The organism is Actinokineospora sp. HUAS TT18, from assembly GCF_051364635.1.
Classification (GTDB): Bacteria; Actinomycetota; Actinomycetes; order Mycobacteriales; family Pseudonocardiaceae; genus Actinokineospora.
The window spans coordinates 7,434,358-7,457,379 of record NZ_CP195645.1; the positions used below are offsets into that span (position 1 = coordinate 7,434,358).

A 23,022-nucleotide genomic window follows, 5' to 3' on the forward strand; every position below is an offset into this window, starting at 1 on the left:
CTTGTCGGGGTCAGGGTGCGGCGACGAGGTCCGCGGGCCAGCCGCCGACGAGGCACACCGCGCCGTCGTTCGCCACGAGCCGGGCCGGGACGCCGCGGTCGGCGAGCCACAGCGGGGCGTGCTCGCCGAGGATGATCGCGGCCGTGGCCGCGGTGTTCGCGTCCACACAGGACCGCGCGGTCACGCTGACCGCCCGCCAAGGCGAGTTCGCGGGGTGGCCGGTGCGCGGGTCGACGATGTGGCGCACCGGTTCGCCGCCGTGCCGGTGGGGGCGGGTCATGCGCGAACTGGACAGGCCGCCCGCGCGCAGGATGACGGCCGCGTCCGGGCCGTCGTCCAGAGCGACCTGCCAGCCGTCCGGCGGGGCGGTGCCCGCGGTGCTGACGTCGCCGCCGAGGCGGACGAGAGCGCCCGCGCCGGTCCGCTGGGCGATGAGGTAGGCGGCGCGGTCCGCCGCGAGCGCCTTCGCCGTGGCGCCGAGATCGAGCCGCACGCCACGGGGGAGCACCACCGACGCGGAGGCGGGGTCGAGCAGCACCCGGTGCCAGCCGGGCGCGGGGACGGGCGGGTCGGCGTTGTCCATGGCCTCGACGGCCGCGCCGACCGTGGGATCGACCAGGCCGTCGGAGCGGCGTGCGGCGCGCAGGGCGACGGCGAGGGCCTGGACCAGCAGCGGGGAGACCGTGACCATCCGGCCCGCCGCCAGGTGCAGCCGGGAGATCTCCGAGTCGGCGCGGAACCGGCTGCACGTGCGGTCCATCGCCGCCAGCTCCGCCGCCAGGATGTCCGCGGCCTCGTCGAGCGCGGACGGCGCCGTCACGGCCACCGTGGCCGTGGTGCCCGCCGCCGGGAAGGTTCTGCTCGCGGTCATGACGCACCGAGGGCCGCGACCGCCAAGGCGGTCGCGGCCCTGTGCCGCGTTCTCGGATCCGGTATCGCGTTCGTCCTCACGGATAGGAGGGTGGACGCGGTTCCTGTGAATCCGCTGTGCGTGAGCTGTTACTTCACCCCGCCCGCGGTGAGGCCCGCGACCAGGCGCTTCTCGATGAGGGCGAAGAGGATGACCACGGGCAGGATGCCGATGATCGACACGGCGAACACGTACTGCCAGGCCGCGTCGTACTGGCCGACGAACTTGGTCAGCGCGACAGTCAGCGGCTGGTTGGTGTCGGTCGGCAGCAGGATGAGGCTGGCGGCGAACTCGTTCCAGCAGGCGATGAACGTGAACACGATCGTGGTGACGATGCCCGGCCACACCAGGGGCAGCATGATCCGGCGCAGTGAGTCGAATCGGGTGCAGCCGTCGATCCAGGCGGCTTCCTCGATCTCCTTGGGGACCGAGGAGAAGAAGCTGTGCATGATCCACACGGCGAACGAGAGGTTGAACGCCGCGTTGACCAGGATCATCGACAGGTAGGTGTCGTTGAGGCCCAGTGTCACGAACTCGCGGAACAGGCCGGAGGCCAGCACCGTCGGCTGGAGCATCTGGGTGATCAGCACGAGGATCAGGAACGGCAGCTTGAGCTTGAAGTTCGACCGGGCCGCGAAGTAGGCGGCGGGGACGGCGGCGATCAGGGCGAGCGCGGTGCCGCCCAGGGCGATGACGATGGTGGACCACAGGTTGTCCGGGAGAGGGGTCTCCGGGGTGTTCCACATGGTCACGAAGTTCTCTGGGTGCCACTCGGTGGGCAGGTAGGTCGGCGGGACCTTGAGGATCTCCGGCCGGGACTTGAACGCCCCCGACAGCATCACCAGGTACGGCGCGAGGAACACCATCGCGATGATGCCGCCGACGACGGTGAGTTCCCAGCGCTTGCGGGGGGCCTTGGCGGTCTGGGGGATCTGGACGGGAAGCCTGCGGGCAGGGGCCTCTGCGAGAGCGCTCATTCGGCCACCTCACAGGATCGGTGGCTCCACTCGCGAAGGCACTGTGTCATTGATTCACTCGCAAGCTCGCTCATGAGCCTCAGACCTCCTTCATCGGGCGCACGACGCGCATGTAGACGGCGATCACCACGAGGACGACCAGGAAGTTGATGACACTGAGCGCGCTGGCGGTGTCGATCTGCCGGTCGGACTGGATGATCTTGAACGTGAGGGTGGTGGTGGTGTCGGCGTCGTAGCCGGGGATCGCGCCGGTCATGGTGCGCAGGATCGGCAGCGAGTTGAACACGTTGATGACGTTGATCAGGCTGGCCACCGCCAGCGCCGGGCGCAGCATCGGGAACACCACGCGCCAGTAGGCCTGCTGCTTGGTGGCGCCGTCGATCGAGGCGGCCTCCAGGACCTCGCCCGGCACGGTCTGCAGGCCCGCGAGGATGACGAAGGTGGTGAACGGGACGGACACGAAGATCGCGACCGCCGCCGACATCAGGAACCCGGACGTGGCGTTCTTCAGGAAGCCGTAGGGCTGGTCCATCAGGCCGGCGTCGACGAGGAACTGGTTGATGATGCCGTAGAACGGGTCGAGGCCGTAGACGAAGATCGTCGAGGTCATCACGACCGAGGCCGCCCACGGCACGATCACCGCGAGCCGCACGACCTTGCGGCCGGGGAAGTTCTTGTTGAGGAACTGCGCCAGCGCCAGCGAGATGACCACGCTGAGCAGCACGACCGCGACGACCCAGATCGCGGTGTTGAGGAAGACCTTGGGCAGGTGGTCCAGCTCGAACAGGCGGGTGTAGTTCTCCCAGCCCGCCCAGCCCTGGTCGGTGCCGAAGCGGGTGATGTCCCGGAACGACGAGTAGACCATGTACCCGGCGGGGTAGATCACCACGCCGAAGATCAGTATCAGCGAGGGCGCCAGCCAGGGCAGTGCCCGCAGGGTCGATTCCCGGCTGACGTCGACGCGCTTGCGCCGTCGGGTCGGTGTCTGGGCAACGGTCCGCAGCCCGGCGGATTGGGTCACTGCACACATCTCCCTCGAATGGTGGACCCGCTGGTGACGGGCCGGGACACGGCCCGCCACCAGCGGAGGTCATTCACGGCGCGGCTGGATCAGCCCGCGTCGGCCTTGGCCTGGATCTCCTTGAGGACATCCTCGGCCGACTTGTTCTGGATCTGGCCGACCAGCGACTGGAAGCCACCCTTGGTCGCCGCCCACGCCGGGTTCTGCGAGGGGTAGAACTGGGCGCCGGGCAGGGCGTCGACGAACGCCTTCAGCTCGGGCTTGGCCGCGGCAGCCGCGCCACCGGACTTGGTGGCCGGGATGAAGCCCTCGTTGTCGTTGAACTTGACGTAGTTCGCCGACTCGTAGAAGAAGTCGAGGAACTTCTTGACCGCTTCCTGCTTCTTGCCGTCCTTCTTGAAGGCGACGAAGTAGTCGGCCACACCGAGGGTGAACGGCTTGCCGTCCTTCGACGGGCTGGGGGCGATGCCCCACTGCAGCGACGGGTTCTTCTCCTTGACCTGGCCGACGACCGGCGGCAGGCCGGTGATCATGCCGATCTTGCCCTGGATGAACACGTTGAGCAGCGGCGTGCGGTTGGTCGCGCCCGGGTCGGCCTGGGTGGCCTTCTCGTCGATCATCTTCTTGGCGAAGGACAGACCCTCGACCGCCTGCGGCGTGTTGATGGTCATCTTGCCGTCCTTCTCCCAGGACGCGCCGCCACCGAAGGCCCAGATGGAGGCCTCGGCCTGCGCCTCCTCGGAGCCCAGCGGCATGCCGTAGCCGGAGACGCCGTCACCGAGGGCCGAGATCTTCTTGGCCGAGTCGAGCAGCTCGTCCCACGTCTTCGGCGGCGCGGCGATGCCCGCCTTGGCGAAGAGGTCCTTGTTGTAGAACAGGGCGCGGGTCGAGGCGACGGTCGGCACACCGTAGTTGACGCCGTCGATCTTGCCGCCCTCGAGGAACGCCGGGACGATGTCCTTGATGGTGGCGTCGGAGACGATCTCCTCGGCCTTGAAGAGCAGGCCCTCCTTGCCGTAGGCGGGGCCCGCGGCGTCGAGTTCGAGGATGTCGGGCGCCTTGTTGCCCTGGATCCGGGTGTCGACGACCTTCTGGATGTCGTCCCAGCTCTGGACCTCGAGCTTGACCTTGATGTTGGAGTTCTTGGCCTCGAACGCCTTGACCAGGTCCTCCCAGTACGGCTTGGTCTTGTCGCCGTAGGAGGGGACGACCAGCTCCAGCTCGGTGGTGCCACCGGCGGCGTTGCCGCCGCTGCCGCTGTCGCTGGAACCGCCGCACGCGGTCAGACCCAGCACGGCCGCGGTGACAACCGCTGCACTCTGCGTGAAACGCCTCAACTTCTTCTGCCCTTCTGCCGGTTCGGTGTACGGATGAGCACCGATTGGCCACGCTTTGCAAACTTTAGATTGAAACTCGGTAGTTCTGCGCATCTTCGAGCAATTTCGCCTATGCTCTCCCCAGACGCCTCCCGGAGTCAAGGTGTAGACCGCTTCGTAGTCCACTTGAGACAAGGGATGTTTCGCCTGGTCAGGCTGGGATTGTCCAGCGCTGGTTCGCTCCGCCATGGCAGCTCCACAGCAGCAGTCTTGTCCCGTTGGCCGTCGAGTTCGACTCGGCGTCGAGACACAGCCCTGACTTGTCGTTGCGCAGGCTGCCGTTCGCTCCCGCCGTCCATTGCTGGGCGACGGTGCCGTTGCAGGTGTAGACCTGCACGACCGTGCCGTTGGTGGTGCCACCGTTGCGGGCGTCGAGGCACAGCCCCAGCGCCCGGATGGACTTGTCCCCGGGGATCTCCCAGGTCTGCGCCGCGGAGCCGTTGCAGCTGTAGAGCTGCGTGGCGGTACCCGGTGTCGCGCTGCCGTCGGTGATGTCGACGCACTTGCCGCCGTTGCCGGTGATCGGACCGACCGTGGTGGACGGCACCGCCGCGGCCGCCTCGGTCGCCAGTGCGTAGGGATCACCCGTCGGCGTGGTCGGGTAGGTCTTGGTCTCCCGGTTCCACGCGTCCTCCACGGCGAACCAGTCGATCGCCGCGGGGGAGGTGTTGTTGACCAGGGCGGCGTCGAGGCCGTTGAGGTACCTGGTCCATCGCATCCCGTAGAAGTCGGCCACCAGGCCGGACAGCTCACGGTTGGCGTAGTCGTGCAGCCCGCCGTTCTCGCTGCCGCTGCGGTGGCCCCAGGTGGTCATGATCGACCGCGCGTCGTACTCCAGGGTCGCCTTCTCCGCGGTCGTGGCGCCCCACGCCTTGGCATCGCGCAGCCACGGGCCGAGCAGCGAGTTCTTCTCACTGGCCAGGAGCCGGTCGAGCAGCGCGATGTCGGACTTCCACTCCGCGGCGAGCGCGCGGAACTTCGTCAGGTCCTTGGCGTCGTAGGCGGTCTTGATCGCGGGCAGGAGCGTGCGGCTGCGGTTGGCCAGCGCCTGCCGTGCGGTGTTGACCAGGTCGTACTTGTAGGCGTCGGTCGAGCGCAGGGCCGGGGAGACCGCCAGCAGCTCGGTCAGTGCCCGGCGCACCGTGCTCGCGTCGTACCGCATGGAGGCGGGCGACCACGAGGCCGCGGTGGCCACGGTCAGGCTGGGCCGGGCGGCGAACAGGCTGTCCTGCGACTCGCTCCACGTGCCCGACGGCGTGCTGTACGGGCCCTGGCGCAGGTAGTTCCACGCCTGGGCGGAGCGGGTGTCGGCGCCGCCGTAGCGGCGGGTGGCGTACTCGGCGAACCAGGCGTTCTGGTCGAGCGGCCCGGTGCGCCAGGCCAGCTCGGTGAACAGCTCGAAGGCGGCCGGGTCGGTCCCCGTGCCCTCGGGCAAATACGCGATGCCCTTCAGCGCGCTGTTGCTCTTGGTGCGCCACTGCTCGAACCGCGTGGCCCACACGGCGGTGTTCGCCCCGATCGTGGTGTGGCCGCCGAAGTTCGGGATGGTGCCGAACGCGTACGGCGTGCCCTTCCACGTGGCCTCGCGGTCGAGGTTGTTGTAGCGGTCGGAGAGGCCGTCGACGATGAACAGCCTGCTGTGGTCGACCGCGTCGACGATCGCGACGGGCGGGTTGGACTGCCAGCCGAGCAGCACCCAGATGGCCCCGGGGCGTGCGGTGTCGAGCGCGGAGAACACCGCGCGGGCCGCGTCGCCGACGGGGACGTCGCCGGGGTTGCCGCCTTCGTGCAGCAGATCCATCTTGTACATCGACGTCGTGCCGAGCTGGGTGGCCTGGTGCCGGTAGAACGCCTCGGCGACCCTGCCGAACATGACGTTGCGCGGGTCGAGCCAGTCCGGGCGGGTGAAGCCGACCCAGCCGCCCTGCGGGACGACGCGGCCGGTGGGGTTCTTGGCCACGAAGTTCGGCGGGACGGTGCCGTAGTAGCCGGGCAGGACCGGGGTCATGCCCAAAGCCTTGGCGTGGTCGACGATCTTCTTGCCCATCGCCGCGCGGGCGGTGATCAGCTGCTCGGACACCGGGCCCGCGAAGCCCGACATGTTCTGCATCAGCCACCACGGCTGGTGCGACGGGCCGGGGATCCAGGACTGCAGTTCGGCCTTGCTGTAGCCGAACTCCTGCAGCGCGCCGTAGTACGCGGCCTCGGCGCCCATCTGGACGAAGACCTCGTTGATGCCGTGCAGGGCGAGCAGGTCCACCTGTCGCTGGAACGCGGTCCAGTCCCGGTAGGCGCCGGAGTAGCCGTCGTCGGTGTCGTTCAGGGCGAACCGGTGGGCGACGGTGGCGGATTTGGTGATGGTGGAGGTCGGGGCGGGCAGGGTGGCGGGCAGCCGGGACAGGCTGTCGCCGGGCCAACCGATGTCCACTTTGGCCACATATTTGAGGTACCAGCCGACCCCGGCCAGCAGGACCGCGGGACTGGTGCCCTCGACCTTGACGGCGCCGGGGGTGCCGGAGATGGCGTAGTAGTCCCCACTCGACGGCTTGGGCACGGCCGTGAAGGCGAACTGGGACGCGTGGGTCGGGACGAGACGGGACAGGGCGGCCGCGGCGGGGGCCGAGTCGAACGCCTCCGCCGCTGAAGCCTGGGTCGTGGGCAGACCCGTTAAGACGACGACTGACGCAAGTATGGCGACAAGACGACGCATGGATACCTCGCTGCCAGGAGGTGGATTAGTAATGGATGGTTCGATACTCTGTGGCGCCGGACACGGGTTTGTCAAGACCGGTCCGATAACGTCCCCCACCAGACCAGAGGGAGGCAGTACGTGCCGACGGGTATGGCGGCCACCGGGCCGCACGTGCTGCGCAAGATCAACGCGGCGGCGGTCCTCAGCGCACTGCGCGAAGCCGAGGGCCAGACCGCCCGGGTGTCCGATCTCGTGCTCGCGACCGGCTTGTCCCGGCCCGCGGTGACCCGTGCCCTCACCACGCTGAGCGAAGCGCAGGCGGTCGAGTCGCTGGCGACCACGTCGGCGCAGGTCGGCAGGCCCGCGGTGCGCGTCCGCTTCCGCGCGGAGCTGGGGCATGTGGCCGGGGTCGACGTCGGCACGCATCGGGTCCAGGTGACGGTCACCGACCTGGCGGGCGTGGTCTGCGCGGAGCGCAGGGAGACGCCACCGCCGGGGGCGACCGGTGCCCAGCTTGTCGAGTTGGTCCGCGAGGCGCTGGCCGCGGCCGCCGCCGATGCCTGGATAGACCCGTCCGCACTTTGGTCGGTCGGCGTAGGAACCCCGGGCATCGTCGACCACGAGACCGGTGAGGTGGTGCTCGCGCCGAGCATGCCGGACTGGAGTGGCGTGCCGCTGGTGGCCGGGCTGCGGTCGTGGCTTGGCTGCCCGGTGCTCGTCGACAACGACGTCAACCTCGCCGTCGTGGCCGAGCGCTGGCGCGGCGAGGCGAGCGACAACCTGCTGTTCGTGCACTGGGGCGAGCGGATCGGCTCAGGCATCGTCATCGACGGCAAGCCCTACCGCGGCGCGTCATCCGCCGCCGGTGAACTCGGCTTCGTCGACCTGGTGACGCCCATCGACGACACTCCGCCCCCGGTTGGCGACGGGCTCGGCTCGTTCGAGGGGCTGGTCGCCGCGGGCGCCATTCTGCGCGCGGCCATGGAGCGCTGCGGCGCTGAGCTGCGCGAACGGCTCGCCGGCGGCGACCTCGCGCCGCTGTTCGAGGCCGCGGCGGCGGGCGACGCCGACGCGGTGGCCGTGGTCGACACCATGGCGGCCCGGTTCGCCCGCGGCCTGGCCACGCAGATCCTGATCCTGGACCCGGAACGCGTCATCGTCGGCGGCGGCGTGTCCCGCGCGGGCGACGTGCTGTTCGACGCGGTCCGCGCCCATCTCCGCCGCCTCCTGCTGGTTCCGGTCGACGTGCGCGCGTCGACGCTGCGGGAGAACGGCGTCGTCCTCGGCGCCATCCGGATGGCGCTGGACGCGGCCGAGGATCGGCTGGCTGCTCTCCTCTGATCGCTTTGCGCGCAAGTCTTGTGCAAACACCTGATGTATCGCATTCTTTGCGGACAAATTGCCACCTGGTGACCAGTTCAGGGATGTGAACATCGGATGACTGATCGTGCTGGCTTCTCGCGCCGTTCCTTCCTTGGCACCGCGCTGGCGATGTCGGGCGGCGTCCTTGTCGGTGGCGGTGCCATCGCGGGCTTGAGCGCGTCGGCCGCCGCGGGCGCGGTGATCGACGACCGGCTCGCCGCGGGCACCGGCTGGCGCGACTTCCTCGGCAGCCTCGACCTGGTCTGGCAGTCCGTGCCGACCGGCTTCTACCAGGGGCCGTTCCTGGGCAACGGCGGCCTCGGCGCCAGCATCTACCAGCGGTCGGGCACCAACCGCCTCGCGTTCGTCCTCGGCGACAGCCGCGTCCGCGACCATCAGGCAGGTGACGCGCTGTGGGGTCGGGCGCGGCTGCCGATCGGCTACCTGACGCTGCAGACCACCGGGACTGTCACCGGCGTCGACCTGCGGCTCTCGCTGTTCAACGCCGAACTGAGCGGGTTCGTGACCACCACCAGCGGTGTGCTGTCGGTGCGGGCGTTCGTGCACGCCACCAAGGACCTGCTCGTGGTCTCGACCGCGCAGGTGAGCGGCACCGAGGCCGCCGCGTGGACGTTCACGCCGCTGGCCGCGGTCAGCCCCCGCCAGCAGTTCATGCCCGCGCAGCGGCCCGCGGGCCTGCTGGACAACCCGGCGGCCGTGGTCACCACCACCGCGACCGGCGGCGCCTGCGTGCAGGACCTCGCGTGCGGCGGTCGCACCGAGACCCGCTGGAACCAGCGCACCGAGGCCGACGGGACCAAGACGCTGCTGTGCTCGGTGGGGCACAGCGCGTTCGACCACACCGCGAGCACGACGGTGGCCGCCACGATGGCCACCACGTCCACGCTGGCTCAACTGGGCACCGAGCACCGGGCATGGTGGAACGCCTTCTACCCCAAGAGCTTCGTCTCGATCCCCGACACCAAGCTGATGGGTTTCTACTGGGCGCAGCTCTACAAGCTGGGCAGCGCCACCCGCGCCGACCGGCCCGTCATGGCCACCACCGGACCGTGGCTGGAGCCGACGCCGTGGCCCGGCGTGTGGTGGAACCTCAACGTGCAGCTCGAATACTGGGCGATCAACCCGACCGGCCACACCGAGCTGGACTCGCTGACCAGGTCGATCGCCACCCGCGAGGCGGCACTCATCGCCAACACCCCGGCCGCCTACCGGTCCGACTCGATCGTGATCGCGCGGAGCAGCCAGGAGGACCTGAACTCCGGGGTGTCGAGCGCGCCGGGCACGACGTCGCCGGTGTGCGAGGCGGGCAACCTGACGTGGGCGCTGCACAACGTGTGGCTGGCCTACCGGCACACGATGGACGACAACCTGCTGCGGGACACGATCTTCCCGAGGCTGCGCAAGGCGATCAACTTCTACCTGCACTTCCTGACCAAGGACGCCGCGGGCGTCTACCACCTGCCGACCACGTACTCGCCGGAGTACGCGAACGCGTCGGACTGCAACTACGACCTCGCCCTGATCCACTGGGGCTGCCGCACGCTGCTCGCCTCGGCCGACCGGCTCGGCATCAGCGACCCGCTGGCGGCCAAGTGGCAGGACGTGCTCGACAACCTGGTCGCCCCGCCCCAGGACCCCGTGCAGGGTCTCATGATCGGCAAGGACGTCAAGCTGTCCTCCTCGCACCGGCACTTCTCGCACCTGCTGTGGTTCTACCCGCTCTACGAGCTGGACGTGAACGTCCAGGCCAACCGCGACCTGCTGACGAAGTCGCTGGCGCACTGGCAGAGCATGACGAGCGCCCTCCAGGGCTACAGCTTCACCGGCTCGTCATCGATGTACGCCATGCTGGGCAACGGAAACTCGGCGCTGACCCAGCTGAACAAACTGATCACCTTCAGCGGCCTCAAGCAGAACACCATGTACGCCGAGTCCGGCCCGGTTATCGAGACGCCGTTGGCGGGCGCGCAGTGCGTGCACGACATGCTCGTGCAGAGCTGGGGCGACACCATCCGGGTGTTCCCTGCCGTGCCCAGCGCGTGGGGCGACGTCAAGGTGCACAACCTGCTCACCGAGGGCGCCTTCCAGATCAGCGCGAGTCGCAAGGCGGGCGTCACCGAGTTCATCCGCGTCCGCAGCGTCAAGGGCGAGCCGTGCCGGATCATGCCAGGCGGGCTGACGGGTCCCTACTCCGTCGAGCCGGTCGGGTCGACGCCCGGCCCGATCGCCTGGACCACGAACGCCGACGGCTCCCTGAACCTCACGCTCGCGGCGGGGCAGGAGGCGGTGATCACCAAGTCGGGCACCGCGCCCGCGCTGGTCATCGCGCCGGTCGCCACCCCGACGGTGGCCTCGTGGGGCCTGGTGCCCGCGTCGGCGGGCAAGCCGGTGGCCATCGCGTCGCTGCTGAACAACGACGGCATCACCTGGCAGTCGGCCCTCACCGACGGCAACTTCGACAACCAGGGCTACACGCTGCCCGCCGAGGAGATGCCCACCCCGGGCCTGTTCGTCTCCGGCGGCGTCAACTGGACGATGCCGTCGTACGCGGGCGGGCAGAAGAACAACCTCGTCCCGGGTGGACAGACGATCGCGGTTCCGGCGGGCACGTACACGCAACTGCACGTCCTGGGCGTGGCCACCTCGGGCAGCGCCACGGGCACGGTCACCTTCACCTACGCCGACGGCAGCACCACGACCGCGACCCTCAACCTGAGCGACTGGGGCCAGGCCCCACAGTTCGGCGAGAAGGTCGCGATCCAGTGCACCCACCGACACAACGCGGCGGGAGACCACGCGCTGCGGGTGAAGGTGCTGCACCAGACCATCGCGATCACCGGGACCGGGCAGCTGACCTCGGTCAAGCTGCCCAGCCACGGCCGGATGCACGTGTTCGGCCTTACGGTGCGATAGGGCGCAGCCAGGGTTCGAGGTCGAGCCGGTCGAAGCCGATCGCGGCGAACTTGTCGTAGAGCCGCTGATCGACCATGACCAGTTCGACCTTGACCCGGCCCGTCTCCCCGCCGCCCGCGGTGTAGACGCCGGAGGTCGGGTCCTCCATGATCGGCCGGATCTCGGCCATTGTCTGCGCAGCTGCGCCCTTGGCCGCGGTCCCGGGCGCGGCGGGGACGACGCACAGGTTTCCGGTGTACCGCTCCGCGAGGTCGGCGCGGACGCGGTCGACGTCGCCCGAGACGACCTCCACCACGACGACCATGGGCTTGGCGTAGCTCAACGACGCGGTCGGGCCGGTGGGTGGACCGTCTGGATAGCCCACCCAGGGCGCGGCGAGTTCGGCGGCGTGCTGCTCGACGTACTCGTGCAGGGCGTGGTTGTTCGCGTCGGTCTGGCGCCATCCGCCAGGGGGAGCCGCGCACGGCACCTCACGCGGCTTGGTGACCGGCGCGGGTGGCGGCACCACGAGCGGGCCTTGTTCGGTCACCTGAACCGTTCCGCCGCTGTAGACGCCGGTCACGCCGGCGCCGCCAGCGATACTGCCGCCCTGCTCGCGGCGGTTCGTGAGGCTCGCGAGGTCGACCCCGGTCACCGTGACACCGGTGTACGCGCAGTCGGCGAAGTCCGGGTCGCGGCCGCCGACCGGCGCGATCGGGGTCGGGGCGCACAGCCGAACCGGCTTGCCCGGGACGGCGATGACCCGGCCCGACGCGTGGACCGTCATGCCTTCGCGCACGATGAGCTTGGCCTGATCACCGATGACCGGGGCGTCCGTCGGCGGGCTCGGCGCGGGGCTCTGGTTCAGTACGGCGATTCCGGCGATGGCCACGGTGACCGCCGCGGCCGCCGCGCCCGCCATCGCCCAGGGCCCGCGGCGGCCGAAGCGGGTGAAATCGATCTCCGGGGGTGGCGGTTGCTCCGCGCGCCAGCGTTCGCCCGCGTCGGCGAGCAGGTCATCGACGTTCACGGCTTGCCTCCAGCAGGGTGCGCAGCTTTGTGCGGGCGTCGGACAAAGTCGACTTGACCGTGCCGTCGGAGCAGCCCATGACCGCGGCGGTCTCCACGACGGTCAGCCCGACGTAGTAGACGCAGTCGACGGCCAGTCGCTGCCGGGGGCTGAGCCGATCGAGCGCCCAGTCCAGGTCGAGGTCCGGCTCCCGCGCGGGCGGCGGGACCGCGCGGGGCCGGTTCGCCGCCCGCCGCCGCGCCTTGGCGGCCTGGTCGGCGGTGATCGCGAGCAGCCAGGACGACAGCGCGCCGCGGTCCGGGTCGAACTGGTCGCGTTTCGCCCAAGCGCGGGCCAGCGCCTCTTGCACCACGTCGTCGCGGTCCTCCGGCGGGCCGAGCCGGGCGGCCAGGCGCGCCATCGCGGGCACGTGCGGGCGCACCCACGTCCCGAAGTCCTCCACCACGGCCCCCATGTGTCGTGCGTGTCATGCCCTCTCTACCCCAGGAGCGGGCGCTCAGGTTGGGTCTGGACGCGAAGCGGCCCAACCGGGATTCTGTCGGTATGCGAACGCGGGTGTTCATCAATGGCTGACCACGACCTGTCCGGCTTCGATCAGGAGAGCTTCACCCACGACGGCGTCACGCGCGCGGTGTTCCGGCGGGGGAGCGGCCCCGCGGTGATCGTGATGGCGGAGATGCCGGGCATCACGCCCAAGGTGCTGGGTTTCGCGGAGAAGGTGGCCGACCTCGGCTGCACCGCCGTTCTGCCGAACCTGTTCGGCAAACCGGGCCGCGACCCCAACCCCGAGGCCCACGGCGTGATCGGCACCGCCGTCTATGGCATGTCGTCGATGGGTTTCGGCTGCGTGAGCCGGGAGTTCACCGTGCTCGCCACCGGCCGCACGTCCAAGGCGGTGACGTGGCTGCGCGCGCTGGCCGCTCGCGAACACCAGCGCTGCGGCGGCCCGGGCGTCGGCGCGGTCGGCATGTGCTTCACCGGCGGCTTCGCCCTGGCCATGGCGGTCGACGACCGGCTGATCGCCCCGGTCCTGTCCCAGCCATCGCTTCCGCTCGCGCTGACCCGCAAGCAGGCGTCGACCATCGACATCTCGCCGGAGGACTTGGCCGTGGTCAAGCAGCGGTGCGCCCACGGACTGCAGGTGCTGGGCCTGCGCTTCAAGGGCGACAAGTTCGTCCCCGGCGCCCGCTTCGACTTCCTGCGCCGCGAACTCGGGCCCGCGTTCGTCGCGGTGGAACTCGACAACGAGCACGCCAACCCCGACGGCCTCCTCCCGCCGCACTCGGTACTCACCGAACACCTCATCGACGGCGACGGCGAGCCGACCCGGCAGGCCCTGGACCAGGTCCTGAGCCTGTTTCGCGACCGCCTACTGACCACTGTGGACTGACCCCTCGCGGAAGAACGCCTCGACGTCAAGTCCACTCAGCGGGCGCGCGGCGCCGAACGGCGCGTTCCAGAACCCGCCTTCCCGCGGCGTCCACGGGCCGACATAGGCGTAGGGCTCCGGCAGGAAGTCGTCGCCCGGGGAGACGCCGTAGTTGACCTCGGCGACGGTGATCCCGATGTCGAAGTGCTCCGGCCACAGCACGGGCTCGACGTCCGGGGCGAAGGCGCGCAGCGCGCGGTCGCCCATGGCGAAGGCGTCGGCCAGGACGCGGGCGGCCTCGGCGTCGACCTCGACCGGATCGGACTCGGCGACCGCGATCCCGCCTTGGTAGACGTCGAGCAGACCGCGGCACCGCAGGCCCGCCGCGATGGCGATCTCGGCATAGGTGCCGGTCAACGGCACCCGGCGCGTGCCCGCGACGAGGTCCACGCCGTCGACGCGCACGTCGGGCGCGGCCACCGTGCCGAACCCGCCGGGCGTGACCCGCAGCCGGATGTCCGCGCTCGCGGCGTATTGCGGCCCGGCCAGCAACAGTTCCGCCGCGCCGTGCAGTGCGCGTCGGGTGCGGATGAGCAACTTGTCGTCCATGCCCTCAGTGTCCCCACTTGGCAAAAGCTATGCGCGCATATAATCTGCACGCATGACAACTTACGAGTTCGCGCACGCCGAGACCACCACCGCCGACCCCGCCGCCGTCTGGGGGCTCTGGGCCGACGTCTCCCGCTGGGTCGAGTGGGACTCCTCGCTGACCAGCGTCACGCTCGACGGGCCGTTCGCCGTCGGCTCGACCGGCGTCATGGTCATCGAGGGGCAGCCGCCGATCCACTACCGCCTCACCGAGGTCGACCCCGGCCACCGCTTCGCCGACGTCACCGAGATCCCCGGCGCCGTGCTGCTGTTCGACCACGAGGTCGTGGCCGACCAGGGCGTGACCACGGTGACGCACCGAGTCGTGATCGAGGGCGACCTTGCCGACAAGCTCGGACCGATGGTCACCGCGGACGTGCCGGACGCGGTGCGCGCGTTGGTGAAGCTGGCATCCTCGACCGCATGACTCCGCACACCCGGTGGCAGAGCGCCGGCCAGAGCCCGGGTTTCCTGCTTTGGCAGGTGACCCTGTCCTGGCAGCGCGCCATGCGGGCCGCGCTCGCGCCGCACGAGTTGACCCATGTCCAGTTCGTGCTGCTCGCGTCGGCGTGGTGGCTGGGCGCGCAGGGTGCGCCGACGCAGCAGGCGGTCGCCGCGCACGCGGGGACCGATTCGATGATGACCAGCCAGGTTCTGCGCAAGCTCGCCGAGCGCGGTCTGGTCACCCGCGACGAGGACCCGGCGGACGCGCGGGCCCGGCGCATCACCCTGACCCAGGAAGGGCTCGCTGTGCTCACCCCCGCGCTGGCCGATGTCGAGAGGGTCGACGCCGAGTTCTTCGGCAGGCTCGACGGGCTGGGGGACTTCGTCGCAGGGCTGGCCCGTCTCGCCAGGGATTGAGATACCGCGAATATTCGAATACTCTCGGTCTCCGACTGATCGGAGAGCGGGCATGCGCAGGTATCCGAAGATCGACCTGGCCGACGCGGTGGTCGTGGTGACCGGGGGTGGACGCGGCATCGGCAAGGCCACGGGGTCGGCGTTCGCCGCGGCGGGTGCGACCGTCTGCCTCGGCGACCTCGACGGCCCGGCCGCGAGTGAAGCGGCCGTCGGGCCGCGGATGTCCGGGCACACGGTCGACGTGACGTCCCGCTCGTCGTTCGCCGCGTTCGTCGACGAGGTCGTCGCCGCGCACGGGCGGGTCGACGTGCTGGTCAACAACGCGGGCGTGATGCCGCTCGGCGGGTTCGTCGAGGAGCCGGACACGTTGTCCCGCACCACGTTGGACGTCAACGTGTGGGGGCTGATCCACGGGATGCGGCTCGTCCTGCCTGGCATGATCGAGCGCCGCCGCGGCCACGTCGTCAACATCGCGTCGATGGCGGGCAAGATCCCGATCCCGGGCATGGCCGTCTACAACGCGAGCAAGTTCGCCGCCGTCGGCCTCACCGCCGCGGTCCGCCGCGAATACGCCGACACCGGGGTCAGCGTGAGTGCCGTGCTGCCCAGCGCGGTCCGCACCGAACTCGCCTCCGGCGCGCCGCTCGGCCGAGGAATGCCGACGGTGGACCCGGAGCGCATCGCCGCGGCTGTCGTGGACAGCTGCCGCACGCGCAAGGCGGAGATCCCGGTCCCCGGCTTCCTGGCGGGCTGGGACCTGCTCGACGCGATCACCCCGGAGCCGATCATGCGCACCGGCCGCCGCCTCTTCGGCGACCGCCGCGCGCTCACCTCGATCGACCACGACGCCCGCGCCGCCTACGTCAAGCGCGTCGAATCCCAGGTCAACGAGTCCTAGACGGGCTCGAACGTCTGCAGCACCGCGTCGAGCGCCCGCTGGTCCGGGCCGACGAACGCGTCGGCGCCCGGAGCGTCGGCGAGCATGTCGAACAGCGTCGCGTTCTGCCCGACCGCGGGCGGCAGGTGGCTGCACAGGATCGCGGTGGGCTCCAACGCGCGCAACGGCGCGATGGTCGCGGCGAAGCGCGCGCGGTCGATGTCGTGCACCCACGGGCTGTCGACCGACGCCCACAGCAACTGCGCGTCGCGCAGGTCCGACGCGGCGACGGCGCCCGCCGAGTCGCCGCCCGCGAGGTCCATCGTCGGCAGGGGAGCGCCGAAGCAGTCGGAGCTGAAGCACGCGCGGGAGCGGTCGTCGAAGAACCCGACCGTCGCGGGGCTGTCGAACAGCGGCGGCCGGAACGCGTGCAGCCGCCGGTCGCCGACGTCGATCGACTGGCCGGGGTTGAGCAGGTACACGCGGTCCATCGGCAGCGGTGTCGCGGTAGACAGGATGCCGACGCCGAGGAACGTGGTGATCACCCTCGCCCGCGGGGCGGCGGCGAGCAGGTCGAACAGCGCGCCGGTGTGGTCGCGGTCGGGGTGGGTGAGCCAGATCCAGCGCACGTCGGCCGGGTCGACCACCTCGCCGAGCGAGTCCATGAACCCGCGGCCGGGCAGGCTCAGCCCGGTGTCGACCACGACCGGCTCGGCGGCGTGCAGGACGAAGGCGTTGATCGGCAGGAACCCGATCCCCGGCACCTCCGTGGGATCGCTCAGCACGGTGACGTCGCGTCCTACCTGGTGGATGCGCATGATCCCTCCCGCCGCAATCCAGTGAACACCGTTGTAAACTCAAATGAGTACACGCCGGACGGAGAGCGGTGTCAAGAGTTGAGTGAACAGCGGCGTTCAACCAATGCGCGGGCCTATCGGATGGGCAAGCGGGCCGAGGACGTCGCCGAGACCCGGCGGCGCATCGTCGAGGCCGCGGTCCGGCTGCACGGCACCGTCGGCCCGGCGGCCACCACCATCGCCGGGATCGCCGACGCGGCCGGTGTCACCCGCCTGACCGTCTACCGGCACTTCCCCGACGACGAGGTGCTGTTCGACGCCTGCTCCGCGCACTGGCTCGGCGCCCAGCGGCTCCCCGACGTCGAGCGCTGGCGCGCGGAGGCCGACCCGGCCGAGCGGCTGCGCGTCGGGCTCGCCGATCTCTACCGCTTCTACCGCGACGGTGTGACCATGCTCCGCCGAGTCCACCGCGACCGCGCCGAACTCCCCGCCACCCACCAACAGCGGCTCGACGACACCGACGCGCGCAACCGCGACGCGCTTCTCGAGGTGTTCGGCACGATCGATCAGCGGCGTGCCGCGTTGATCGGGCACGCGGTCTCGTTCTGGACGTGGCACTCGCTGTGCGTCGACAACGGCCTCCCGCAGGACGCCGCGGTCGAGGCGATGACCGCGCTGGTCATGGGCTGACGACCGGCTCGCCCACCCGTTCGGCCCACGCCGATGATCATGGTTGCGCGATCGGGTGCCCCTGTGGGCAATGGGTGCGACACATTTGATTGTTCATTCGACCGAGTCGCCTTGTTCGCGAGGTTGACTCGGTCGAGTTTTAATTGCCCCCGGCCGCCTGCGCTGAGTGGGTGTTTCGCTCCCGATCGGGTGGATCTTGGCCCTGTTCGTCGTATTGTTCAAGTGTTCGGTTGGCTGCTAAAAGATCGCCCGACGCGGGTTGAACTCCGCCGAATGTCCGACTCCGCTGCGTCACAATCGCCTGCGTGGTGATCGCCCGGCTGGCGGAATGGCAGCCGAGATCGGCGGTGCTAGCTTCTCGTTGTCGACGGCTGTGAGTGTTCGTGAATCCGGGCACGTGTAATTTCTCCCGATCAAATACCCGGCAATTTCTGAAATGGTGGTGTGTGTCGTGACAATGACGGATTCGGTGCAGTCGGAATCCAATCAGAATGGTTCCGCGCCGCAGCTGAGCCTCGGTACCGCGGCGGCGCGCAATCTGGCGACGACGACCAAGTCCGTCCCGCAGATGCAGGGCATCACCTCCCGCTGGCTGCTCAAGCTCCTGCCGTGGGTGCAGGTCTCCGGCGGCGCCTACCGGGTCAACCGCAGGCTCAGCTACACCGTCGGCGACGGCCGGGTGACTTTCAGCCAGACCGGCGCGACCTTCCGGGTCATCCCGCAGGAGCTGCGCGAACTGCAGCTGCTGCGCGACTTCGACGACGAGGACGTGCTCGCCGCCCTGGCGGGCCGGTTCGTCCAGCAGGACTACGCGCCCGGCGATGTACTGGTCACCGCGGGCAGCCCGGCCGACCAGATCGTGCTCATCGCGCACGGCAAGGTGAACAAGATCGGCGCGGGCAAGTACGGCGACGAGACCGTGCTGGAGACCCTCGCCGACGGCGACCACTTCACCTACCAGGCGATCATCGAGGACGACGACCACTGGGAGTACACCGTCAAGGCGGTCACCTCCTGCACCGTGCTGTCTCTGTCGCAGAGCTCGTTCGAGGACCTCGTCGCCCAGTCCGAGGAGCTCGCCGCGCACGTCGCGCGGTTCCGGGACAACCCGGCCAAGGCGCAGAACTCCCACGGCGAGGCCGCCATCGAGGTCGCCTCCGGCCACGTCGGCGAGCTCGACCTGCCTGGCACGTTCGTCGACTACGAGACCAGCCCGCGCGAGTACGAGCTGAGCGTCGCCCAGACCGTGCTGCGGGTCCACTCGCGGGTGTCCGACCTCTACAACGACCCGATGAACCAGGTCGAGCAGCAGTTGCGGCTGACCATCGAGGCCCTGCGCGAACGCCAGGAGCACGAGGTCGTCAACAACCGCGAGTTCGGCCTGCTGGCCAACGCCGACCCCAAGCAGCGCATCCACACCCGCAGCGGCCCGCCCACCCCGGACGACATGGACGAGCTGCTCGCCCTGGTGTGGAAGGAGCCCGCGTTCTTCCTCGCCCACCCCAAGGCCATCGCCGCGTTCGGCCGCGAGTGCACCAAGCGCGGGATCTACCCGAACAGCATCGACCTCGACGGGCACCGCGTGCCGTCGTGGCGCGGGGTGCCGCTGTTCCCGTGCAGCAAGATCCCGGTGACCGACACCCGCACCAGCTCGATCATGCTGATGCGCGTCGGCGAGCAGACCCAGGGTGTCGTCGGCCTGCACCAGATCGGCCTGCCCGACGAGTACCAGCCCGGCCTCAACGTCCGGTTCATGGGGATGAACGAGAAGGCGATCATCTCCTACCTGGTCAGCGCGTACTACTCCGCCGCCGTGCTCGTCCCCGACGCGCTCGGCGTGCTGGAGAGCGTCCAAATCGGACTCGAAGGCTGACGATGGAGCAGGCATTCACCCTGCCCGACTTCTACGTCGCCTACCCGGCGCGGCTGAACCCGAACCTGGAGGCGACGCGCGCGCACAGCATGGCGTGGGCGCGGGAGATGGGCATGCTCGACGCGCCGAAGCCCGGCGGCGGCGTGGTGTGGGACGAGGCGGCGCTGGCCGGGATGGACTACGCGCTGATGTGCGCCTACACCCATCCCGACTGCGACGGTCCGACTCTGGACCTGATCACCGACTGGTACGTGTGGGTCTTCTTCTTCGACGACCACTTCCTCGAGCAGTTCAAGTACTCCCGCGACCTCAAGGGCGCGCGGAAGTATCTGGACGACCTCGAACGGTTCATGACCAGGACCGGGGAGGTGCCGCCGGTGCCGTCCAACCCGGCCGAGGCGGGCCTGCTGGACCTGTGGGCGCGCACGGTCCCGGCGATGACGGAGGCGTGGCGCGAGCGGTTCATCACCAGCACCCACAACCTGATGGTCGAGTCCATGTGGGAACTGGACAACATCGACAAGGGCCGCATCGCCAACCCGATCGAGTACATCCAGATGCGCCGCCGGGTCGGTGGCGCGCCGTGGTCGGCCAACCTGGTCGAGTTCGCCGCGCACGCGGAGATCCCGGCCCAGATCGCGCACAGCAGGCCGATGCGGGTGCTGTCCGACACGTTCTCCGACGCGGTCCACCTGCGCAACGACCTGTTCTCCTACCAGCGGGAAGTCCAGCAGGAAGGGGAGAACTCCAACGCCGTGCTGGTGTTCGAGAAGTTCCTCGGCCTGTCCACACAGGACGCCGCGGAGCTGACGAACGAGCTGCTGACCTCGCGGCTGCACCAGTTCGAGACCACCGCGCTGGTCGAGGTGCCCGCGCTGCTGGCCGAGAACGCGGTGCCGCCACACGAGCAGCTCGCGGTCGGGCGCTATGTCAAGGGCCTGCAGGACTGGCAGGCCGGTGGCCACGAGTGGCACGCCAAGTCCAGCCGGTACATGAACCAGGGCCCGGTGTCCGGCACCGGAGCCGTCCTGGGTGGACCGACCGGGCTGGGCACTCTCTCGCTCACTCCGGCGGCCCTGGGCCTGACGCGGCGGTCTGCGCAGTTCTCGCACGTGCCGTTCGCCCAGGTCGGGCACTTGCCGCTGCCCGAGTTCCACATGCCGTACGCGGTGCGCACCAGCCCGCACCTGGCGCAGGGGCGGATCAACGCCGTCGAGTGGGCCGAGCGGATGGGGTACTTCGGCGAGGGCGTGTGGAACCGGGAGAAGTTCCTCGGCTACGACCTCGTCCACTGCGCGGCGATGATCCACGCCGACGCCGACCAGGAGCAGCTCGACCTGTCCGGCGACTGGCTGTCCTGGGGCACCTACGGCGACGACTACTACCCGGTCGTCTTCGGTGCCCGGCGCGACCTGGCGGCGGCGAAGGCGGCCACCGCCCGGTTCTCGCTGTTCATGCCGCTGGACGCCGGCGCGACGCCGGACCCGCTGACCCCGCTGGAACGCGGCCTCGCCGACCTGTGGCGGCGCACCGCCGGACCGATGTCCGGCCAGTCGCGGCAGACGTTCCGCACCGCCGTGCAGGACATGCTCGACAGCTGGGTGTGGGAGCTGGAGAACCAGCTGCACAACCGGGTGCCCGACCCGGTCGACTACATCGAGATGCGGCGCAAGACGTTCGGCTCGGACATGACCGCGGCGCTGGCCCGGCTGTCGCACTCCGACGACGTGCCCGCCGAGCTGTACCAAAACCGGGTGCTGCACGAACTGGACACCGCGGCGCAGGACTACGCGTGCTTCACCAACGACCTCTTCTCCTACCAGAAGGAGATCCAGTACGAGGGCGAGCTGCACAACATGGTCCTCGTCGTGGAGAAGTTCCTCGGCATCGACCGGCTGGCCGCGCGCGACGTCGTCGCCGACCTGATGAACGACCGGATGCGGCAGTTCCAGCAGATCGCCGACCACGACCTGCCCGCGATGCTCGCCGAGTTCGCCATCGCCGAGCCCACCCGCTCGATCTTGCTGCGGCACGCCGAGGACCTCAAGGAGTGGCTGTCGGGGATCTTGGAGTGGCACCGGACCGTCGTGCGCTACGGCGAGCCCGAACTCCGCCGCCACGCCACACCGTCGCTCCCCGCATTTCCCTCCGGCCCGACCGGACTAGGCACGTCGGCGGCCAGGCTGGTCGCCCAGCTCGCCGCCCGCTGACCCCTTTGCACAGAACAGGTAGGAACGTTGTGACGACGACAGAACCCGACGCCGGTCAGCTCAGCCTCGGCACCGCCGCCGCCCGCAAACTGGCCACGACCACCAAGTCCGTGCCGCAGATGCAGGGCATCTCGCCGCGGTGGCTGCTGAAGATGCTGCCGTGGGTCGAGGCGAAGGGCGGTGCGTACCGGGTCAACCGGCGGCTCAGCTACGCCATCGGCGACGGCCGCGTCACCTTCACCAACACCGGCGCCGAGGTCCGCGTCGTCCCGCAGGAGCTGTGCGAGCTGCCGGTGCTGCGCGGGTTCGACGACGACGCCGTGCTCACCGCGCTGGCCGGCCGGTTCACCCAGCGCGAGTACGCCGCGGGTGAGGCGATCGTGGAGTTCGGCCACGCGGTCGACCACGTGTACCTGATCGCGCACGGCAAGGTGGCGAAGGTCGGCAGCGGCGCCTACGGCGACCCGGTGGTGCTCGGCGGCCTCGCCGACGGCGACTACTTCGGCGACCGGGCGCTGCTGCGCGCCGACGACATCTGGGAGTTCACCGCCAAGGCGCTCACCAAGTGCATCGTGCTCTCCCTGCCGCGCACGGTGTTCGCCGAGGTGACCGCCCAGTCCGACGCGCTGCGGGCGCAGGTCGCCAAGATCGTAGAGAGCGCGGGCAAGCCGCAGAACAAGCACGGCGAGGCCGCCATCGACCTCGCGTCCGGCCAGTCGGGGGAGTACGACCTGCCCGGCACGTTCGTCGACTACGAGACCAGCCCGCGCGAGTACGAGCTGAGCGTCGCCCAGACCGTGCTGCGCGTCCACAGCCGCGTCGCCGACCTCTACAACGACCCGATGAACCAGGTCGAGCAGCAGCTGCGGCTCACCATCGAGGCCCTGCGCGAACGCCAGGAACACGAGCTGATCAACAACCGGGACTTCGGCCTGCTGCACAACGCCGACCTCAAGCAGCGCCTGCACACCCGCACCGGCCCGCCCACCCCGGACGACCTCGACGAACTGCTGTCGCGCAGGCGCAAGTCGCGCTTCTTCCTGGCCCACCCGCGCACCATCGCCGCCTTCGGCCGCGAGTGCACGGCGCGCGGGCTCTACCCGGAGGGCTCGGTGGTCGACGGGAAGGCCGTGCAGGCGTGGCGCGGGGTGCCGATCCTGCCGTGCGACAAGATCCCCATCTCCGACGCGGGAATCAGCTCGATCCTGGTGCTGCGCACCGGGGAACAGGACGAGGGCGTGATCGGCCTGCACCGCACCGGCCTGCCCGACGAGTACCAGCCGGGGCTCAACGTGAAGTTCATGGGCGTCAGCGAGAAGGCGATCATCTCCTACCTGGTCAGCGCCTACTACTCCGCCGCCGTGCTCGTCCCCGACGCACTCGGCGTGTTGGAGAACGTGGAGATCGGGCGCTGAC

Annotated in this window: 19 protein-coding genes; 10 read left to right on the forward strand and 9 right to left on the reverse strand. The window is 69.8% G+C overall.

Translation table 11 applies throughout. The features are described from left to right. Positions 1-10: 10 nt before the first annotated feature. From ACSHT8_RS34675 to ACSHT8_RS34695, 5 genes are all read right to left on the reverse strand, one after another. Positions 11-871, reverse strand: coding sequence for an FAD:protein FMN transferase (locus tag ACSHT8_RS34675; RefSeq protein ID WP_436496331.1), 861 nt, complete (start codon positions 869-871; stop codon positions 11-13). A gap of 128 nt (positions 872-999) precedes the next feature. Continuing rightward, the gene (locus tag ACSHT8_RS34680) at positions 1,000-1,887 is read right to left on the reverse strand and encodes a carbohydrate ABC transporter permease (RefSeq protein WP_436496333.1); all 888 of its coding nucleotides are present in this window, start codon (positions 1,885-1,887) and stop codon (positions 1,000-1,002) included. Between the two features lie 79 nt (positions 1,888-1,966). Then, complete coding sequence (locus ACSHT8_RS34685) at positions 1,967-2,908, reverse strand: carbohydrate ABC transporter permease (protein WP_436496335.1); 942 nt, start codon at positions 2,906-2,908, stop codon at positions 1,967-1,969. Positions 2,909-2,997: 89 nt separating this feature from the next. Continuing rightward, positions 2,998-4,203, reverse strand: a complete 1,206-nt coding sequence (locus ACSHT8_RS34690; RefSeq protein ID WP_436496337.1) for an extracellular solute-binding protein — start codon at positions 4,201-4,203, stop codon at positions 2,998-3,000. 232 nt (positions 4,204-4,435) lie between these two features. Next, a complete protein-coding gene (locus tag ACSHT8_RS34695; protein WP_436496339.1) occupies positions 4,436-6,994 on the reverse strand; it encodes an alpha-N-acetylglucosaminidase in 2,559 nt (852 codons plus the stop codon). Between the two features lie 120 nt (positions 6,995-7,114). On the opposite strand from ACSHT8_RS34695, the gene ACSHT8_RS34700 reads away from it, so the two are divergent. Next, entirely contained in the window at positions 7,115-8,317 is a 1,203-nt protein-coding gene (locus tag ACSHT8_RS34700) for an ROK family protein (RefSeq protein ID WP_436496341.1), read from the forward strand. A 96-nt stretch (positions 8,318-8,413) separates the two neighbouring features. Continuing rightward, on the forward strand, positions 8,414-11,272 hold the full coding sequence (locus tag ACSHT8_RS34705) for a glycosyl hydrolase family 95 catalytic domain-containing protein (protein WP_436496343.1): 2,859 nt from the start codon (positions 8,414-8,416) through the stop codon (positions 11,270-11,272). Here the strand turns inward: ACSHT8_RS34705 and ACSHT8_RS34710 are convergent. Together ACSHT8_RS34710 and ACSHT8_RS34715 are read right to left on the reverse strand one after the other, a co-directional pair. Beyond that, positions 11,259-12,281 (reverse strand): hypothetical protein, encoded by a 1,023-nt coding sequence (locus tag ACSHT8_RS34710; RefSeq protein WP_436496345.1) that lies wholly within the window; start codon positions 12,279-12,281, stop codon positions 11,259-11,261. The two genes, ACSHT8_RS34705 and ACSHT8_RS34710, sit on opposite strands and share 14 nt — an antisense overlap. Then, entirely contained in the window at positions 12,268-12,735 is a 468-nt protein-coding gene (locus tag ACSHT8_RS34715) for an RNA polymerase sigma factor (protein ID WP_436496347.1), read from the reverse strand. The genes ACSHT8_RS34710 and ACSHT8_RS34715 overlap by 14 nt, the downstream gene beginning before the upstream one ends. A 111-nt stretch (positions 12,736-12,846) precedes the next feature. Here ACSHT8_RS34715 and ACSHT8_RS34720 point away from each other — a divergent pair, with 111 nt between their 5' ends. Continuing rightward, the gene (locus ACSHT8_RS34720) at positions 12,847-13,671 is read left to right on the forward strand and encodes a dienelactone hydrolase family protein (RefSeq protein WP_436496349.1); all 825 of its coding nucleotides are present in this window, start codon (positions 12,847-12,849) and stop codon (positions 13,669-13,671) included. On the opposite strand, the gene ACSHT8_RS34725 is transcribed toward ACSHT8_RS34720, so the two are convergent. Further along, positions 13,651-14,259 (reverse strand): hypothetical protein, encoded by a 609-nt coding sequence (locus ACSHT8_RS34725; protein ID WP_436496351.1) that lies wholly within the window; start codon positions 14,257-14,259, stop codon positions 13,651-13,653. The genes ACSHT8_RS34720 and ACSHT8_RS34725 overlap by 21 nt on opposite strands. A gap of 52 nt (positions 14,260-14,311) precedes the next feature. Here ACSHT8_RS34725 and ACSHT8_RS34730 point away from each other — a divergent pair, with 52 nt between their 5' ends. From ACSHT8_RS34730 to ACSHT8_RS34740, 3 genes are read left to right on the forward strand one after another with little or no spacing between them, the layout of a single operon-like run. After that, positions 14,312-14,725: an SRPBCC family protein gene (locus ACSHT8_RS34730; RefSeq protein WP_436496353.1), complete on the forward strand. Its 414-nt coding sequence runs from the start codon at positions 14,312-14,314 to the stop codon at positions 14,723-14,725. Continuing rightward, positions 14,722-15,159: a MarR family winged helix-turn-helix transcriptional regulator gene (locus ACSHT8_RS34735; RefSeq protein ID WP_436496355.1), complete on the forward strand. Its 438-nt coding sequence runs from the start codon at positions 14,722-14,724 to the stop codon at positions 15,157-15,159. The genes ACSHT8_RS34730 and ACSHT8_RS34735 overlap by 4 nt, the downstream gene beginning before the upstream one ends. Before the next feature lie 52 nt (positions 15,160-15,211). Next, positions 15,212-16,057: an SDR family oxidoreductase gene (locus ACSHT8_RS34740; RefSeq protein ID WP_436496356.1), complete on the forward strand. Its 846-nt coding sequence runs from the start codon at positions 15,212-15,214 to the stop codon at positions 16,055-16,057. Here ACSHT8_RS34740 and ACSHT8_RS34745 read toward each other — a convergent pair. After that, positions 16,054-16,854: an MBL fold metallo-hydrolase gene (locus tag ACSHT8_RS34745; protein WP_436496358.1), complete on the reverse strand. Its 801-nt coding sequence runs from the start codon at positions 16,852-16,854 to the stop codon at positions 16,054-16,056. The two genes, ACSHT8_RS34740 and ACSHT8_RS34745, sit on opposite strands and share 4 nt — an antisense overlap. 78 nt (positions 16,855-16,932) lie before the next feature. On the opposite strand from ACSHT8_RS34745, the gene ACSHT8_RS34750 reads away from it, so the two are divergent. From ACSHT8_RS34750 to ACSHT8_RS34765, 4 genes are all read left to right on the forward strand, one after another. Continuing rightward, positions 16,933-17,523, forward strand: a complete 591-nt coding sequence (locus ACSHT8_RS34750) for a TetR/AcrR family transcriptional regulator (RefSeq protein ID WP_436496360.1) — start codon at positions 16,933-16,935, stop codon at positions 17,521-17,523. 451 nt (positions 17,524-17,974) lie between these two features. After that, positions 17,975-19,396: a family 2B encapsulin nanocompartment shell protein gene (locus ACSHT8_RS34755; RefSeq protein WP_436496362.1), complete on the forward strand. Its 1,422-nt coding sequence runs from the start codon at positions 17,975-17,977 to the stop codon at positions 19,394-19,396. Between the two features lie 2 nt (positions 19,397-19,398). Beyond that, entirely contained in the window at positions 19,399-21,606 is a 2,208-nt protein-coding gene (locus ACSHT8_RS34760) for a terpene synthase family protein (RefSeq protein ID WP_436496364.1), read from the forward strand. Positions 21,607-21,635: 29 nt separating this feature from the next. Beyond that, positions 21,636-23,021, forward strand: coding sequence for a family 2B encapsulin nanocompartment shell protein (locus tag ACSHT8_RS34765; RefSeq protein ID WP_436496365.1), 1,386 nt, complete (start codon positions 21,636-21,638; stop codon positions 23,019-23,021). The last annotated feature ends 1 nt before the right edge of the window (position 23,022 follow it).

Coding starts and splice junctions, on each gene's coding strand:
- ACSHT8_RS34675 (WP_436496331.1), bottom strand. CDS start 871: ATGACCGCGAGCAGAACCTTCCCGGCGGCGGGCACCACGGCCACGGTG.
- ACSHT8_RS34680 (WP_436496333.1), bottom strand. CDS start 1,887: ATGAGCGCTCTCGCAGAGGCCCCTGCCCGCAGGCTTCCCGTCCAGATC.
- ACSHT8_RS34695 (WP_436496339.1), bottom strand. CDS start 6,994: ATGCGTCGTCTTGTCGCCATACTTGCGTCAGTCGTCGTCTTAACGGGT.
- ACSHT8_RS34705 (WP_436496343.1), top strand. CDS start 8,414: ATGACTGATCGTGCTGGCTTCTCGCGCCGTTCCTTCCTTGGCACCGCG.
- ACSHT8_RS34715 (WP_436496347.1), bottom strand. CDS start 12,735: ATGGGGGCCGTGGTGGAGGACTTCGGGACGTGGGTGCGCCCGCACGTG.
- ACSHT8_RS34720 (WP_436496349.1), top strand. CDS start 12,847: ATGGCTGACCACGACCTGTCCGGCTTCGATCAGGAGAGCTTCACCCAC.
- ACSHT8_RS34725 (WP_436496351.1), bottom strand. CDS start 14,259: ATGGACGACAAGTTGCTCATCCGCACCCGACGCGCACTGCACGGCGCG.
- ACSHT8_RS34730 (WP_436496353.1), top strand. CDS start 14,312: ATGACAACTTACGAGTTCGCGCACGCCGAGACCACCACCGCCGACCCC.
- ACSHT8_RS34735 (WP_436496355.1), top strand. CDS start 14,722: ATGACTCCGCACACCCGGTGGCAGAGCGCCGGCCAGAGCCCGGGTTTC.
- ACSHT8_RS34740 (WP_436496356.1), top strand. CDS start 15,212: ATGCGCAGGTATCCGAAGATCGACCTGGCCGACGCGGTGGTCGTGGTG.
- ACSHT8_RS34745 (WP_436496358.1), bottom strand. CDS start 16,854: ATGCGCATCCACCAGGTAGGACGCGACGTCACCGTGCTGAGCGATCCC.
- ACSHT8_RS34760 (WP_436496364.1), top strand. CDS start 19,399: ATGGAGCAGGCATTCACCCTGCCCGACTTCTACGTCGCCTACCCGGCG.